We start from the raw sequence: 14747 nt of genomic DNA on the forward strand, positions 1-14747 counted from the left end.
GCTGTAGAAGAGCATTGGGGATGAATGCCCCCCCCCCAAGGTCTGTCACCCCGTCATGCATCGGACTCCCGAAGCTCCTGCGCATTCGAAGCCGCTTCTGCCTCGTTGGCGAGGCGTGTGGCGAGAAAGCTCACGATCAGAAGCTGGAAGAAGTGAAACAGCATGATCGGCAGGATGATGAGACCGAGTTCTGCGCGCCCGGAGAAGATGACCGGTGCAAGGGGCACACCCGTCGCCAGGGACTTCTTCGAGCCGCAGAACTGAACAGCGATCCGCTCTTCACGCCCAAGCCGCAGCGCGCGGGCGAGAAGGATGGTGAGGCCGTAGACGACGAAGAACAAAAGGATCGCGCCCAGCGCGATCTCGATCACGATCGTCGGATCGTGCTGGCTCCAAATTCCCTCTGCCATGGAATTGGAAAAGGCGCCGTAGACGATCGCCAGGATGATTCCACGGTCGGCGAGCTTGACGAAGCGCGAATGCTTCTTCGCCCAGCCAGCGAGCCAGCGCCGCGCGACCTGCCCGACGACAATCGGCAGAAGCACGAGCAGCACCACTTTGAGAATCGTCGGGAGAAGCGGCACACCCGCACCGCTCGACTGCAGATACCACGCCATCAAGGTTGGCGTGATGAAGACGCCGAGAAGGCTCGAAAGCGTGGCATTGAAGATCGCGACCGGTACGTCGCCGCGGGCGAGCGACACCATCGCGACCGCCGAAGAGACCGTCGACGGTAGCGCGGCGACATAAAAGAAGCCGATTGCGGCGGCCGGGGGCAGGGCGTCCGGAAAGGCCTGCAAGACGACCAGAACGACGGCGGGAAACAGACCGAACGTGGTGAGCACCACGGCAATATGGGCCTTCCACTTGGTCATCCCCTCGCGCATGCGCTCCGGCGCCAGCGTCAACCCGTAGAGGAAAAAGACGCCGCAAACGCCGTAGGTCGTGACATACTCCCAGTGGAGGAGGCCGCCCGTTCGCCCACCCTCCGGCCACAGGATGGCGAGGCCCACGGCAAGCGCCAGGGCCACGACGAACATATCGAGCTTCGGTCGCCACATCAGGCGCGCTTCCCTGGCCAGAGAACGAGCCGCTCCCGTGCGACGTTCGCAAGACCCGCCGGAAACTTCATCGCAGTCCCTTCGCTCTGGCACTGGCTGCCCGGGCGTCGTTCGCGGCCAGAATACCCTGGTCGGTGCCACGCTTGGATGCCTGCTCCACGACCCGGGCTTTCAACGCGGTGATGTAGGTTTGGGCGGAGGAGATCAGATGAAGGCGAAGCCGGCGTTCAGCGGTGACGGCATCGCGTTCGATGATCCCCTGCACGATCTCCTCATGCTCGGCATTGGACTGTTCGACGCGTTCCATGTTGAGGAGTTGCGAGCGGCGGAAGGGCGCGAGTTTGAGGCGCATCTGATGCGCGATCTCGATCAGGTCGGCATTGTGCGTGCCGGCATAGATCTGATCGTGCAACTCGGTGTTCAGCCGCTCATAGGTCTGGAAGTCTCCCGCCGCCGCTAGCCTTTGCATGGCCTTGTGCCGATCCAGCAGATCGGCCCGCTCGCTGGCCGACATTCGCCCGGCGGCCAGCCGCCCGCAGAGCCCCTCGATCTCGCCCATCGCCTCGAACATCTGCTCGATCCGCTCGATCGAAAGGTCGCAGACGACGACGCCGCGATAGGGGATGCGTTCGGCGAGCGCGCGCGAGACAAGCAGCATGAAGGCCTCGCGAACCGGGGTGCGCGAGACCTCGAAGCGCTTGGCGATCGCCGTTTCGTCGAGCTTGGCGCCCGAGGAGAGAAGACCTTCGACGATCTCCTTCTCGAGATGTTCGGCAATCACCTCGCTCAGCACGCCGCGCGGCGCATCCTGTTTGTTGTCACGGGACATGAACACGCTCTCCTCCACTTTTCCGCCCGCTGCCGTCCTACCAGCCGATGGCATCGGGCAGCCAGAGCGCGAGACCGGGAAAGGTGTAGACCAGGCCGAGGCCGACGAGCTGGATTGCGATGAAGGGAACAACGCCCCGATAGATGTCGCTGGTCCTGAGTTCCGGTGGTGCGACCCCTTTCAGAAAGAACAGGGCCCAGCCGAAGGGCGGTGTCAGGAAGGAGGTCTGGAGATTGACGCCAACGAGAATGGCGACCCAGGCCAGGTCGACGCCAGACTGGTGCAGGATCGGCAGGAACAGCGGCAGGGCGATGTAGGAGATCTCGATCCATTCCAGAAAGAAGCCGAGGATGAAGAGAATGGCCATGAGAAACAGGAGCTGCCCGTCGAGGCCGCCCGGAACATAGGCGAAGGCGTCCTGCACCAGCCGATCCCCGCCCAACCCGCGAAAGGCCAGAGAAAACACCTGCGAGAAAATCAGGATGAAGAAGACCATCGCGCTGGTGACAAGGGCGCCACGCATGACTTCCGTCATCAGTTTCAGATTCATGCGGCCCGAGAAGAAAGCAAGCAGGATCGAGCCGAAGGCGCCCATTCCGGCGGCCTCCGTCGGGGCTGCAACGCCGCCGATGATCGAGCCGAGGACGAGGAAGATCAGCGCAAGGGGCGGGACCACGACGGTCAGAAGCTTGAAGGCCAGCGTCCTGCCGGAGACGGCCTGACGCTCGTGCAGGGGGATCGCGGGGACGCGGCCGGGCAAAAGGAAGCCAAGACCGATCACGTAAAGAACGAAGAGCCCGGCGAGAACGAGACCGGGAATGAGCGCCGCGGCAAACAGCGTTCCAACGGATTCACCGAGGATGTCGGCCAGGAGGATGAGAACGAGGCTCGGCGGGATGATCTGGCCGAGGGTTCCCGAGGCGCATATGACGCCGGCGGCGACGCCCTTGTCATAGCCGCGACTGATCAAGGGATTGAGCGCAATCAGCCCGACCGTCACGACCGTCGCCCCGACGACGCCGGAGGCCGCACCCATGAGAACGCCGACGAGAATGATCGCCAGCGCCATGCCGCCCTTGAGGCCCCCCATGGCGAGCCCGATGACGTCGAGCAGATCTTCGGCCATCTTCGAGCGTTCGAGCATGATGCCCATGAAGATGAAGAGCGGCAGGGCGAGCAGGGTGTAATTGGTGACGACGCCGAAGATGCGGGCGGGAAGGAGCCCGAACAACAGACCGCCGAACCCCATGTAGCCGAAGCCGAAGCCGGTGATGGCGAGACAGATCGGCACCGGCAGGCCGCCGAGGAGCAGCACAAAGAACGCTCCGATCATCGCAAGCGCGAGCATTTCATTGACCGGCATCGATCAGCCTTCCCCAGAGACGGATGCCGGCCTGTGGCCCGTGAGCGCGGCGACGTCGAAGATGAAACGCGCGAAGGCCTGGAGGGCGAGAAGCGCGAATGCGGCGGGAATGCACGCCTTCAAGAGCCAGCGTGCGGGCAGTCCGCCGGGATCGGCCGAGCCTTCCCCCAGCATGTAGGATTGCGAGACAAAGCCGAGGGCGAGCCATGCGATGAGGGCGGCGGCGAGGGCGAGGCACAACGTGCCGAAGGCGTCGACCGCGCGCTTCAGACGCGGCGGAAACGAGCCGTACAGAATGTCGACCCGCACCTCCTCGCCCCGGTTCAGGGCATAAGGAACGCCAAACAGCGCCCCGATGGCCATCAGATGCCATTCGGCCTCCTGCATCGCCACCGCACCGAACGAAAATCCGTAGCGAGCGATCACGTTGAAGGCGATGACCAGCACCATGGCGAGGCCCGTCCAGGCGACGAGCTGACCCACGATGCGAACGAAGCCATCGGCTCCGTTCGCGATCTTCAAGAGCAAGGGCACCGGTGTCAGGACTTGTAGAGCACCGGCAGGAGAGGCTCCGCCGAGATGCCGGCCCAATCGCCATACTGCTCCTTGAAGGCGAAATAGGCGTCGTGCACCTTCCGTGTCTTCTCGTCGGCGGCGGCCCCTTCCTCGAGCGTCTCGGCCGTCAGCTCACGGAGCTTTGCCACGATCTCGTCCGGCAGCGGCATGGCCTTCACATCGAAGTTCGTCACTAGATCGTCCATCGCCTCGGCGTTGGTCGCGTCACACCAGGCATTGCTCTCGACATTGCAGGCCATGGCCGCGATCTTGACGATTTCCTGAAGGTCGGTGGGCAAGCTGTCCCACGCCGCCTTGTTGATCAGCAGTTCCGTGACGTTGTTCGGCTCGTGCCAGCCGGTCGTATAATAGTATTTCGCGGCCTTCTGCAGACCAAGGCGGCGGTCCTGGAAGGGGCCGACGAACTCGGCCGCGTCGATGACGCCGCGCTCCAGCGCCGGGAAGATCTCGCCGCCTGGCAGGAGCTGCACATTGACGCCAAGCTTGGCGTAGACTTTTCCGGCAAGGCCGGGAATGCGCATGTTCAGGCCATTGAAATCTTCGATGGAGTTGATTTCCTTGCGGAACCAGCCGGTCATCTGAACACCGGTATTGCCCATCGGGAAGGCCAGCATGCCGAGCGGTTCGTAGAGCTCGTGCCACAGCTCGATGCCCCCGCCATTATAGAGCCAGGCATTGGTGCCTTTCACGTCCATGCCGAAGGGGACGGTCGTGAAATATTGCGCGGCGGGCAATTTGCCTGCCCAGAAATAGGCATTGGCGGCGTTCATCTCCACGATGCCGTTCTGTACCGCGTCGAAACCTTCCAACGCCGGGATCAGCTCGCCGGCGGCGAAATGCTGGATCTTCAACCGCCCGCCGGAAAGTGCCTCAACCTTCTTGCAGAAATCCGTCGGACTGCCCGGCCCCTCGACGTAGTAGGGCGATCCGGGCCCATAGGCGTTGGTCATTTTCCAGGAAAAGCTCTCCTGGGCCCTGGCGATGGCGGGAGCGGCAAGCGGGGCCGATGCGGCGATCGCGGCACCGGCGAGAAATCGACGTCGTTCCAAGTCTTTTCTCCTTCAGCTTTCGGGGTGTCGGGCGGGCCGACGGGTGTCCCCGAACCGAAGAGCAGGATGTGTGCCAAGTGAAGAAAGCTGCATTATGTCGCGCTCGAAAGCCGCCAAATCGGAGTTTGTGTATACAAACTGAGCAATTTAATGCATGATTGTATGGCATCGCAGGTGGGCCGACCGTGGGCCCTTTTCCCACATGGCAATGCGCCTTGATGGGATATGCGATGGCGTCACCGTCCGACCGACCGAAGCGCTGGCGGATCGTCGCCCGTTGGTGTTTCAGCATGGAGAATTCCAAGCTGATTGACATGTCGTCGATCGTGTCGCGGCTGGCGCCCGTTCAGGGCATGCCTGCGAGCATGGCCACCCTGGCCGGCGTCAGGCAGACAATCCCCTTATCCCGCTGTTCGAGAATCCCCGGGGCACCTCGTTCGCCTGAAAATACTTGGAGCAGCTCAGCGTTGAAACGGCATATGCCGGCCGAGGTGACGCCTTTGCATCAAGCCTCTGTTGCTTCGGCACAATCGCGCATGCAGCGGGGCAGAAGGTGATTGCCTTTCTGGATCAGGCTCGTCGGAGCAACCGGGCTGCGCGACGCCATGTCGCGCCTGTTCTGCGCGCCAGCTGGGCTTATTGCCTGATTTTTCAGCGGATATTTACGTTTTGAAGAGAAGTTTCCGACAGCATCTTAACCATAAAAACACTGTGCTTGAGTCGGTCATCTGTCTTCATGCGGAAAACTGCGTCCAGTATCATCATTCTGACAATGATCTTCCTTGCGGCTTGCCAGTCGAACCGTGGGGAGAACGAAACGGACAATCTGTTCGGCTTCCCGCAGGCGGCCGCTGGGTCCGGCGATGCGATGACGGACGCCAAGTCGGCTTTCCGATCCGGGCAATACGAGGACGCCTACCGTCTCTACGAAGGGCTCGCCCGCCGTGCACCCGACAATGCCGAGGCATGGCTCGGTTATGCCGCCGCAGCCGATCAGCTCGGCCGTTTCAGGACGGCTGACGCGGCCTATGGACAGCTTTTCAGGCTCAGGCCGCGCAGTGCGCAGGTCCACAATAATGTCGGCTATTCACATTTGTTGCGGGGTGATCTGCAGAATGCCTCCCGTCATCTCGAGACGGCCCGGCAACTCGCCCCGTTGAGCTCGGTCATCTCCAACAATATCAAGATCTTGCAGGCGCGCCGCGCTAATTCGGCCAAGGAGTCAAACTGATGGTCCTGGTCAATGAACGCAGGCCGGTGATCCGCCTTGGCCATGATCCTCTCAACCGTCTGATCGAGCTTCCCTTTGAAGCGCTCTGCGCTGAAACAATCGAAGCTCCGCCCCTGTCTCCATCCGCGCAACCGAAGCTCGCGAGTGACGTGGAGGATACGCCTGCGACCTTGAAGCCGTTCATGGCTGCGCCCGATGATCCGTCAGCGGTCGAGATGGCCGACAAGGAAGACGACGACGGCATCACGGCCAGTCCGGTCACGGGTGATGAACCCGTGTCGGGGCCTTCGCGTTGGCCGGCGATCGCCCTGGTGGCGAATGGGGCCCTGCTCGCGACAACCTTGAGCCTTGCGGCCGGCTTCTTCTTCGTCAAGCAGCCGGTGGCGATGCTGACCGAGATGCATGAGGAATTGCTGCGCATGCGTGGCAGCGAAGCGCGGCTGAACGAGCAGATCGAGGCGGCCAGCGATCGGACCAGCAAGACCATCGCCGAGCGCCTCGACGAGACCGACGAGAAACTGGCGGGAATATCCTCCGGGCTCGGCGAGTTGAGGACCGGTCTCGAAGACGGTGTGAGGGCGATCGAGAGCCAGAGCGCGCATGCCGACGAAAGCTACATGCGCGTGCTCATCGCCATTTCCGACCTGGCCGAGGCGAAACCAGCCGAGACCCGTCCGCCCGTCTCCGGAAAGGCGGCAAGACGCGTCGCCGCGCCAGAGATCGCCGAGGGCGGGGAGGGTACGCTCAATAGTTTGACCGGCGCTCCCTCATCGGACGCCGCACGCTTTGAGCGGGTGACGCTGGCAGACGGTTCGGTTTCTTACCGCCGAATGCGCTAGCCCGGCGCTGATGCGTGATCGCGTGGCGGCGGAGCACGCTATACTTCTATAACAAATTGAAATCGCGACGAATTTACCAAGGCTTAATGCGGTTCCCCCAGTGTCGGGCTTCCTGCCGCATTGGCGCGGGAATCGGGACGAGTCTCTGCGAAGCGCGAAACGAGGTCCCTTGGGGAACGGCTTCATATGACCTGGCCAAGGCCAACGACACTGCAGAAATCGGAGCACCAGCCCAGACGGTCTGGTGTTTCGGTATGCCGGCTCGTGGCAATGCTGGTCGCGACCTTCATCCTTGCATTTGTCCCGACGCCGCCCGCTTCGGCCCAGCAGCGCACGATTGCGATCGGCAGCGGCAATGTCACGAACGTCACCGTACGTCCGAGTTCGACGCTGACGATTACCACCACGAGACCCTTTGCCAATCTGGTGGTCGGCGATGTGGGGATCGCCGATGTCGTGCCTCTTTCCGACCGCACGTTCTACATCCAGGCCGTCGCGACCGGCGTGACGAATATCTCGATCTATGACGGCTCCGACCGCCTCCTCGGGGTGGTCGATACACGTGTTCGCCTGGACATGAGCGAAGTGTCGGAGGCGGTCCGCGCTGCGGTGCCGAGCGCGACGGTCCATGTGCGCAACTTCAACAACCGGATCCATCTTTCCGGAACGGTGAAGAGTGCCCCGGACGTCGCGCGGGTCGTCGAGGTGGCACAGCAATACTCCGACGAGCCGGTCATCAATGCCCTTGCCGTCAGCAGTGCCCAGCAGGTGTCTCTGGAGGTGCGCGTCCTTGAAGCGCGTCGGTCGGCGGGGCGGGATCTCGGCGTCAATCTGAGAGGTGTCGGCGCCCGCGGGATCGGCGTGAGCGGCTCGCGGTTGTTGCTGAACGCCAATGAGGACGGGGAGCCGACCAGCTATCTGGTCAATGATGGCGGCCGCAATTCGCAGGGCACGCCGTTCGGTTCTCTGGTCGCACAGGTTCTGCAGAGCGCCGGCATCCAGATCGACGTCGTGATCAACGCTCTGGAGAAAAAGGGTCTTGCGCGCCGGCTGGCGCAACCGAACCTCACGACGATCAGCGGCGAAACAGCGAGTTTTCATGCCGGCGGCGAAGTGCCGATCCAGGCGGCCTTTTCGGCGGCCAACGGTTCGACCGCCACGCAGACCGATTATCGCCCCTATGGCGTGCGCCTTGAGTTTCTGCCGACCGTCCTCGACGATGGGCTGGTGAACCTGAAGATCATGACGGAAGTCAGCGAAATCGACGGTTCGGTCGTCGTCAACGGCAATCCGGGCTTCACCTCCCGCAAGGCGGAAGCGGTGATCGAGCTTCGCGACGGCCAGAGCTTCGCCATGGCCGGCCTGCTGCAGACGGTCAATGCCAAGACGATCGAGCAGATGCCCTGGATCGGCAATATTCCGATCCTCGGCGCGCTGTTTCGATCGACCAGTTTCCAGAAGCAGGAGACCGATCTCGTGATTGTCGTGACGCCCCGTCTGGTCCAGCCGGTGGCCGACGTCGCGATGCTCTCCTCGCCCCTCGACGCCACGCGGCCATCCAACGACATCGAGTTGTTCGGCCTCGGGGTGACGGAAGTCGACAACCTTCCCCTTGATCGCCGTCCGGTCGGTGCGACCTCGGGGGCCCATTCGCAAGCGCCCTACGGCCATTTCCTCGATTTCGACGAGTGAGGCGGTGATGACCCATCTGCACCCTCCTCTGCTCGTAGTCGCCGCCTGCCTCTGGCTGGGCGGCTGCACGGAATATGTCAGCCAGCGCGACACGATCTCGCCGACGGCCGGCCAGGCGGTGGCAACGAATTTGCGGATGCATGTCGCCGACCCCCAGGCGGCCTACCGATACAACACCGTCATCCGGATGGACGGGCAGGCCGCGCTGAACGCCCAGAAGCGATATCGGCGCGGTGCGCTGCCAGTGGCCGCGCCCGCTTCTGCTCCGGCTGCCGTCCCCGCTGAATAGGAGGGGGCGCCCTCATGGCGGAGTGGCGTCCGAATCTTGATTGTCGCATGAAGAATTGGATCGGCTGATGCGATGTCTCGAGTGTCTGCAGCAAGAAACGGATCGTGCAACTCCTTCGTTACAATTGCCGAATTCCCAGTAAAGGAAAGAAAACGGCAAATCGATATGGCGTGTCAATTCGAGAGATGAAAGGCTGAGTGTTCGCGTGATCCGGTATTTGATCCTGGCGGCGGCAGTCGGGTCGGGCGGCGTGGCGGTCTGGATGACGACGGCGACGGAGCCCGAGCCCGTCATCGTTTCGCCCGCCCCGACGCCCGCCGAAACGGTCGACGTTCTGGTGGCCGCCGGCGACATTGCCCCCGGAACCGGCTTGAGCGAGGGTAATCTGCGATGGTCGCCCTGGCCGGCCAATGCAGTGGCCTCGAATTTCGTCAGACGCAGCGAACGGCCGGAAGCGATCGCCAGCCTGAGCGGTGCTCTCACCCGTGGTCCCCTGACCACCAACGATCCGATCATCGAAAGCCAGCTCACGACGCGGGCGAGCGGATTGATGTCGGCGCTTCTGCCGCCCGGAAAACGGGCCGTTGCCGTTCGCATTTCGGCCGAGTCGACGGCCGGCGGTTTCGTGCTCCCCAACGACCGTGTGGACGTCGTCCATACCGTGACACCGCCCGCCGAGAACGGCGGCATGCCGCAGCCGCGAAGCGCGGTCATTCTGCAGAACATTTCCGTCATGGCGATCGATCAGAGCCAGAACACCATCGATGCGAAGGAACCGCAGACGAGCGTTCTCGGCCAGACCGCGACGCTTGCCCTCGATCTCGCCGAAGTCGAGATCGTGACGGCGGCCCAGGCGTCCGGCACGTTGACCCTGGCACTGCGTTCGGCTGCCGACCACAGTATCACGCCCCAACCACGGTCCGAGCCGCGCCGCGAAGAGCAGAGGACCACCGTCACGGTGCACCGCAAGGGCGAGCGCGATGTCGTTGAAGTCGCGCCTCACGGGTCCGGCGCGATGATGGGGAGGACTCGCTGATGCTGGAGGACGAGGGCGGAACGGTCACACAGCCGCAGTCGGACGCTGCAGCGATGCCGAATGGCGCGAGCGCGCCGCCGCCGCTGCCTCGCCTCGACATCGCGCTGTTCCACGCCACCCCGGAATTCGAAAGGAGCGCCAGGGCGGCGCTGTCGGATCGCCGCATGCGCCGGGCGCGGGCGGTGGTCGAGAACGGCGGCCTGCCGGCTGCCATCGCCACCTTCCGCAAATCCCGCACGCCGGATCTCTTGATTGTCGAGACCCTGGCGGAGGGGGACGATCTGCTGCGCGAACTCGCCGACCTCGCCGAGGTCTGCCTGCGTCGTACCAAGGTCATCGTCATCGGCCGACGCAACGACATCCATCTTTATCGCAGCCTGATCGACCATGGGGTAAGCGAATATCTGCCGATGCCCGTCGATGCGATGGGGCTGATCGCCGGCGTCGCGCGGCTTTACCGCGATCCGCAGGCCCCGGCGCAAGGCAAGATCTGGGCATTCTTCGGCGCACGCGGCGGCGTCGGCTCCTCCACCATCGCCCACAACACTGCCTGGTCGATCGCCGAAGACCACAAGAGTGAAACGCTGCTTCTGGATTTCGATCTGCCTTTCGGAACCTGCGGCCTCGACTTCAACATCGAGGCTTCGAAGAGCATTCTCGACGCATTGCGCGATCCCGACCGCCTCGATGACGTGCTTCTGGAGCGAATCGTCGCCAAGCAGGGCGAGCGGCTCAACATCCTGACGCCCTCGCTGAACCTTTCGGACGAAATGGAGATTCCGGCGAACGGGCTGGAAAAGCTCATCGATACCGCCCGGGCAAGCGCCGGCGTGACGGTCCTCGATCTTCCGCATCTGTGGGCTCCCTGGCTGCAGAGCCTTCTGGCGGATGCCGACGAGATCGTCGTCACGGCGATGCCGGACCTTGCCAACATGCGCAACGTCAAGAATATCCTCAATGTCTTGAATTCCATCCGCCAGAACGATCGCAAGCCGCATCTCGTGCTCAGCCAGACCGGCGTCTCCAAGCGTCCGGAAATCAAGCTCGCCGATTTCGCCAAGGCGACCGGATGCGAGCCGGTCGCCACGATTCCGTTCGATCCAAGCCTCTTCGGAAAGGCGGCCAACAATGGCCAGATGCTGTCCGAGATCTCGGCCCGTGCGGTGCCGGCCCGCGCCGTCTCGGATCTGGCGAGCCACTTGTTCGAAGCAAAGGCCGCGCCCGCCGGGAAGGGGCGGACCACGCTGTCCCGCTTCCTGAAATGGTAGTTCCGCCTCGCTACGGCTTGCTACGGTTTCCGGCGTTGCGTCCAGCGTGTGAAAAGAGCGCCAGGACGGTCCGCGGTTTCGCCGAATGCGACCGCGGCGTCGCGGCTTTGGAGTTCGGCCTCGTCATGCCGGTGTTCGTCGTCGCCGTTCTCGGCATGGTAGATGTGGGCTTCATGCTGTTCGAGAAGATGGCGCTCGACCAGATGCTGCGTTCGGCGGCGCAACTCGCCATCGAGGACCCGGCCGAAGCGGGGCTGTACGAGGCCGTTCGCCTGACCGCGGCCCCCGAACTCGCGGTGGCGGCGTCGGAAGCCACGCCGCAGACAGGGGAGGTGGCGTTGTCGGTGCGACGCTACGGCGTCTGCGCCGAGGCACCGGATACCGAGGTCGCGATCAACGCGACCTGCGCCGGCGGCCAGCCCACCTCGATCCTCTACCGCCTGGAAGCCTCCAAAGGCTATACGGGCTATCTGCTGCCACAGATGGACGTCGGCGCGCAGGTCGTGGTGCAGATCCGATGAGCGGTTCGCGCAGCTTTCTCCGCGATCGCAGGGGCGCGACGGCGGTCGAGTTCGCAATGGTCTGCCTGCCCCTGATGCTCGTCTTCTTCGGTGTCTTCGAATTCGGCCGCGCCTTCCAGACGCGCAACAACATCGCCTATGCCGCAGGGGTGGCGAGCCGTGCCCTCCTCATCGATCCCGCCTTGAGTGACGCGATGGTGGAAAGTCAGATCCGCGGCGCATTCGAGGGAGGCGATGCGAGCCTCCTTGAGGTGAGCGTCGGGACCGAGAGCGAAGGCACGTTGGTCTTCCGCACGCTCGATGTGACCTATCCGTTCAGTTCCGTCGTTCCGATCGTCATGGACGACGTGATCACGCTCGGCGTTTCGCGGCGTGTGCCGACCGGGTGAGGGCGCCAGAAGCCTGCCTGTCCGCCGTTACGCCGCTTTTTCGGCAAGTTGATTAAACTTTGCTCCATCGCTTTCACGGCGCCGAAAATTCCGTCTCCTAAACTCCTCGGATCATTCACGAAACGCCCGGGACGCGGGTGTGAGGGCCAGGAAGGAGAGGGGAGGTTCGATGTTCGGCAAGAAGCATGACGACGAAGTCCCCTCCGATGTCGCCCTGGACGAAATCGCAGTTCAGCCTTCGGCCGAGGTCAGGCCCCAACCGCCCGCCGAGATCTCCCGGCCGAAGCGAGAAGGCCCGAAGGACGAACTCGACCGGCATCACGAGGTCAAGCGCCAGGTCTTCGACGCGCTGATCGATGCGATCGACGTCTCGCTGATTTCGGAAATGGATCCCGGCGAGGCGCGCGAGGAGATCATCCAGGTCGTCAACGCCATCATCGGGGCGCGCAAGATCCAGATTTCGGTGCCCGAGCAGGAGCGCCTCGTCGGCGAGATCTGCGACGATGTGCTGGGTTATGGGCCGCTCGAGCAGCTTCTCGCCCGCGACGACATTGCCGACATCATGGTCAATGGCTGCGACCCGATCTTCATCGAAGTCGGCGGTCGCGTCCAGGAAACCGACATCGCCTTTCATTCCAACGAGCAGCTTCTCAACGTGTGCCAGCGCATCGTCTCGAAAGTCGGGCGCCGCGTCGACGAGTCGAGCCCGATCTGCGACGCGCGTCTGGAAGACGGCAGCCGCGTCAACGTGATCGCACCGCCGCTCGCGATCCACGGACCGACGCTGACGATCCGCAAGTTCAAGAAGGACAAGCTGACCCTCGATCAGCTCGTCCAGTTCGGCGCGATCTCGCCGGAAGGGGCGGAGATCCTCAAGATCATCGGCCGGGTGCGTTGCAACGTCGTCATCTCGGGCGGCACCGGCTCGGGCAAGACGACGCTTCTGAACTGCCTGACCCGCTATATCGACCCGGAAGAGCGCATCATCACCTGCGAGGATTCCGCCGAGTTGCAGCTTCAGCAGCGCCATGTCGTGAGCCTCGAAACGCGTCCGCCCAATCTGGAGGGTGAGGGCGAGATCACCATGCGCGCCCTCGTCAAGAACTGTCTACGCATGCGTCCCGAGCGCATCATCGTCGGCGAGGTGCGCGGCCCGGAGGTGTTCGACCTCCTCCAGGCCATGAATACCGGCCATGACGGTTCGATGGGCACGATCCACGCCAACAGCCCACGCGAATGCCTGAAGCGCATGGAGTCGATGATCGCGATGGGCGGCTTCACCCTGCCGGCGGCCACCGTGCGCGAGATCATCGTCGGCTCGGTCGACGTCATCATCCAGGCGACGCGGCTGCGCGATGGTTCGCGCCGCATCACCCACATCACCGAAGTCCTCGGCATGGAGGGCGACGTCATCACCACCCAGGACCTCTTCGTCTACGACATGTCGGGCGAGGGGCCGGACGGCAAGGTGCTCGGCGAACATCGCTCGACTGGAGTCGGGCGTCCCGCCTTCTGGGAGCGGGCCCGCTATTATGGCGAGGAAAAGCGCCTCGCCGCCGCGCTCGACGCCGCCGCGCCGAAGGACATGGCGGCCTGATGACGCTGCTTCCCGATCTGCCACAGCAACTTGTCGTCTTCCTTCTCGGGGCGTTTTCCGTCGCTGGAGTGCTGATTGCGATCGCTCCGGCGTTGCGGCGCCAGAACCCCTATCAGATGCGCTTTGCGTCCATCGCAGAGAGTTCTACCGCAGTACTGGTCCCCGAAAAGCGAGAAGGCGGCCGGCGCAAGCGCTCGATCGACGAAACCCTTCGCGAGATCGAGGAAAAACAGAAGGCGCAGACGAAGAAGAAGTCGGCGCGCCCGACCCTCGTTCGGCGGATGCGCCAGGCGGACATCAGCTGGAGCAAGCGGACCTACGTGATCGTCTGCCTGCTCGTCGGGCTTTTCAGCGGTCAGCTCTTTGTCTTCTTCGGCTTCAGCCTGCTTGTCGCCACCGGTTTCGGGCTCGCCGGCGGCCTGCTCCTGCCGCATCTCTTCGTGAACTTTCGCTGCAGCCGCCGCCGCAAGCAGTTCTCCAACGCTTTTCCTGGAGCCGTCGACGTCATCGTGCGCGGCATCAAGTCCGGGCTTCCGCTGGTCGACTGCCTGAAGATGATCGCCTCCGAAGCGCCGGAGCCGGTGCGCGGCGAGTTCAAGCTCGTGATCGAGGATCAGACGATCGGGCTTCCCATCGCCGAGGCCGTAGAGCGCATGAGCGAGCGCATGCAGATGCCCGAGGTCAATTTCTTCGCCATCGTCATCGCGATCCAGTCGCGCACGGGCGGCAATCTCTCGGAGGTTCTCGCCAATCTTTCCAAGGTTCTGCGCGACCGCAAGCAGATGGAAGCTAAGATCCGTGCGATGAGCCAGGAAGCGAAGACCTCCGGCGCGATCATCGCAGCGCTTCCGTTCTTCGTCTGCGCGATCACCTATTTCACCAGCCCCGATTTCATCGGTCTGCTGTTCACCGAGACCACCGGCAACATCCTTCTTGCCGGCTGCGGCGTCTGGATGACCTTCGGTGTGCTGGTGATGCGCAAGATGATCAGTTTCGACTTCTAGGTG

Annotated in this window: 15 protein-coding genes; 10 read left to right on the forward strand and 5 right to left on the reverse strand. The window is 63.3% G+C overall.

Annotated elements, in window-relative coordinates:
• Positions 1–53: 53 nt before the first annotated feature.
• From MF134_RS16820 to MF134_RS16840, 5 genes are all read right to left on the reverse strand, one after another.
• Positions 54–1061, reverse strand: a complete 1008-nt coding sequence (locus tag MF134_RS16820) for a bile acid:sodium symporter family protein (RefSeq protein ID WP_255340628.1) — start codon at positions 1059–1061, stop codon at positions 54–56.
• Positions 1062–1128: 67 nt separating this feature from the next.
• Entirely contained in the window at positions 1129–1890 is a 762-nt protein-coding gene (locus tag MF134_RS16825) for a GntR family transcriptional regulator (RefSeq protein ID WP_255340629.1), read from the reverse strand.
• A 37-nt stretch (positions 1891–1927) separates the two neighbouring features.
• Positions 1928–3253 (reverse strand): TRAP transporter large permease, encoded by a 1326-nt coding sequence (locus MF134_RS16830; RefSeq protein ID WP_255340630.1) that lies wholly within the window; start codon positions 3251–3253, stop codon positions 1928–1930.
• Between the two features lie 3 nt (positions 3254–3256).
• Entirely contained in the window at positions 3257–3775 is a 519-nt protein-coding gene (locus MF134_RS16835; protein WP_255340631.1) for a TRAP transporter small permease subunit, read from the reverse strand.
• 17 nt (positions 3776–3792) lie between these two features.
• Complete coding sequence (locus MF134_RS16840; RefSeq protein ID WP_255340632.1) at positions 3793–4878, reverse strand: TRAP transporter substrate-binding protein; 1086 nt, start codon at positions 4876–4878, stop codon at positions 3793–3795.
• A 736-nt stretch (positions 4879–5614) separates the two neighbouring features.
• Here MF134_RS16840 and MF134_RS16845 point away from each other — a divergent pair.
• The 10 genes from MF134_RS16845 (at position 5615) to MF134_RS16890 (ending at position 14744) form a co-directional block, all read left to right on the forward strand.
• Positions 5615–6109 carry a tetratricopeptide repeat protein gene (locus tag MF134_RS16845; RefSeq protein WP_255340633.1) on the forward strand — a complete coding sequence of 165 codons (495 nt, stop codon included), beginning with the start codon at positions 5615–5617 and terminating at the stop codon, positions 6107–6109.
• Positions 6109–6948 carry a hypothetical protein gene (locus MF134_RS16850; RefSeq protein ID WP_255340634.1) on the forward strand — a complete coding sequence of 280 codons (840 nt, stop codon included), beginning with the start codon at positions 6109–6111 and terminating at the stop codon, positions 6946–6948. The genes MF134_RS16845 and MF134_RS16850 overlap by 1 nt, the downstream gene beginning before the upstream one ends.
• A gap of 270 nt (positions 6949–7218) precedes the next feature.
• Complete coding sequence (locus MF134_RS16855) at positions 7219–8640, forward strand: type II and III secretion system protein family protein (RefSeq protein WP_255340635.1); 1422 nt, start codon at positions 7219–7221, stop codon at positions 8638–8640.
• Between the two features lie 7 nt (positions 8641–8647).
• Positions 8648–8929, forward strand: coding sequence for a pilus assembly protein (locus MF134_RS16860; protein ID WP_255340636.1), 282 nt, complete (start codon positions 8648–8650; stop codon positions 8927–8929).
• 205 nt (positions 8930–9134) lie between these two features.
• Entirely contained in the window at positions 9135–9965 is an 831-nt protein-coding gene (gene cpaB, locus MF134_RS16865; RefSeq protein WP_255340637.1) for a Flp pilus assembly protein CpaB, read from the forward strand.
• Positions 9965–11233 carry an AAA family ATPase gene (locus MF134_RS16870; RefSeq protein WP_255340638.1) on the forward strand — a complete coding sequence of 423 codons (1269 nt, stop codon included), beginning with the start codon at positions 9965–9967 and terminating at the stop codon, positions 11231–11233. Before cpaB ends, MF134_RS16870 begins: the two co-directional genes overlap by 1 nt.
• Positions 11227–11754: a TadE/TadG family type IV pilus assembly protein gene (locus MF134_RS16875; RefSeq protein ID WP_255340639.1), complete on the forward strand. Its 528-nt coding sequence runs from the start codon at positions 11227–11229 to the stop codon at positions 11752–11754. The genes MF134_RS16870 and MF134_RS16875 overlap by 7 nt, the downstream gene beginning before the upstream one ends.
• Positions 11751–12143, forward strand: a complete 393-nt coding sequence (locus MF134_RS16880; RefSeq protein WP_255340640.1) for a TadE/TadG family type IV pilus assembly protein — start codon at positions 11751–11753, stop codon at positions 12141–12143. The genes MF134_RS16875 and MF134_RS16880 overlap by 4 nt, the downstream gene beginning before the upstream one ends.
• Before the next feature lie 169 nt (positions 12144–12312).
• Complete coding sequence (locus tag MF134_RS16885; protein ID WP_255340641.1) at positions 12313–13740, forward strand: CpaF family protein; 1428 nt, start codon at positions 12313–12315, stop codon at positions 13738–13740.
• Positions 13740–14744 carry a type II secretion system F family protein gene (locus MF134_RS16890; RefSeq protein ID WP_255340642.1) on the forward strand — a complete coding sequence of 335 codons (1005 nt, stop codon included), beginning with the start codon at positions 13740–13742 and terminating at the stop codon, positions 14742–14744. The genes MF134_RS16885 and MF134_RS16890 overlap by 1 nt, the downstream gene beginning before the upstream one ends.
• The last annotated feature ends 3 nt before the right edge of the window (positions 14745–14747 follow it).

The organism is Jiella marina, from assembly GCF_024359545.1.
In the GTDB taxonomy this organism is placed as follows: Bacteria; Pseudomonadota; Alphaproteobacteria; order Rhizobiales; family Rhizobiaceae; genus Jiella.

Excerpts from the sequence above, each read along its gene's own strand:
- MF134_RS16820 (WP_255340628.1), bottom strand. The coding sequence starts at position 1,061 with ATGTGGCGACCGAAGCTCGATATGTTCGTCGTGGCCCTGGCGCTTGCC.
- MF134_RS16825 (WP_255340629.1), bottom strand. The coding sequence starts at position 1,890 with ATGTCCCGTGACAACAAACAGGATGCGCCGCGCGGCGTGCTGAGCGAG.
- MF134_RS16830 (WP_255340630.1), bottom strand. The coding sequence starts at position 3,253 with ATGCCGGTCAATGAAATGCTCGCGCTTGCGATGATCGGAGCGTTCTTT.
- MF134_RS16845 (WP_255340633.1), top strand. The coding sequence starts at position 5,615 with ATGCGGAAAACTGCGTCCAGTATCATCATTCTGACAATGATCTTCCTT.
- MF134_RS16850 (WP_255340634.1), top strand. The coding sequence starts at position 6,109 with ATGGTCCTGGTCAATGAACGCAGGCCGGTGATCCGCCTTGGCCATGAT.
- MF134_RS16855 (WP_255340635.1), top strand. The coding sequence starts at position 7,219 with ATGCTGGTCGCGACCTTCATCCTTGCATTTGTCCCGACGCCGCCCGCT.
- MF134_RS16860 (WP_255340636.1), top strand. The coding sequence starts at position 8,648 with ATGACCCATCTGCACCCTCCTCTGCTCGTAGTCGCCGCCTGCCTCTGG.
- MF134_RS16870 (WP_255340638.1), top strand. The coding sequence starts at position 9,965 with ATGCTGGAGGACGAGGGCGGAACGGTCACACAGCCGCAGTCGGACGCT.
- MF134_RS16875 (WP_255340639.1), top strand. The coding sequence starts at position 11,227 with ATGGTAGTTCCGCCTCGCTACGGCTTGCTACGGTTTCCGGCGTTGCGT.
- MF134_RS16880 (WP_255340640.1), top strand. The coding sequence starts at position 11,751 with ATGAGCGGTTCGCGCAGCTTTCTCCGCGATCGCAGGGGCGCGACGGCG.
- MF134_RS16885 (WP_255340641.1), top strand. The coding sequence starts at position 12,313 with ATGTTCGGCAAGAAGCATGACGACGAAGTCCCCTCCGATGTCGCCCTG.
- MF134_RS16890 (WP_255340642.1), top strand. The coding sequence starts at position 13,740 with ATGACGCTGCTTCCCGATCTGCCACAGCAACTTGTCGTCTTCCTTCTC.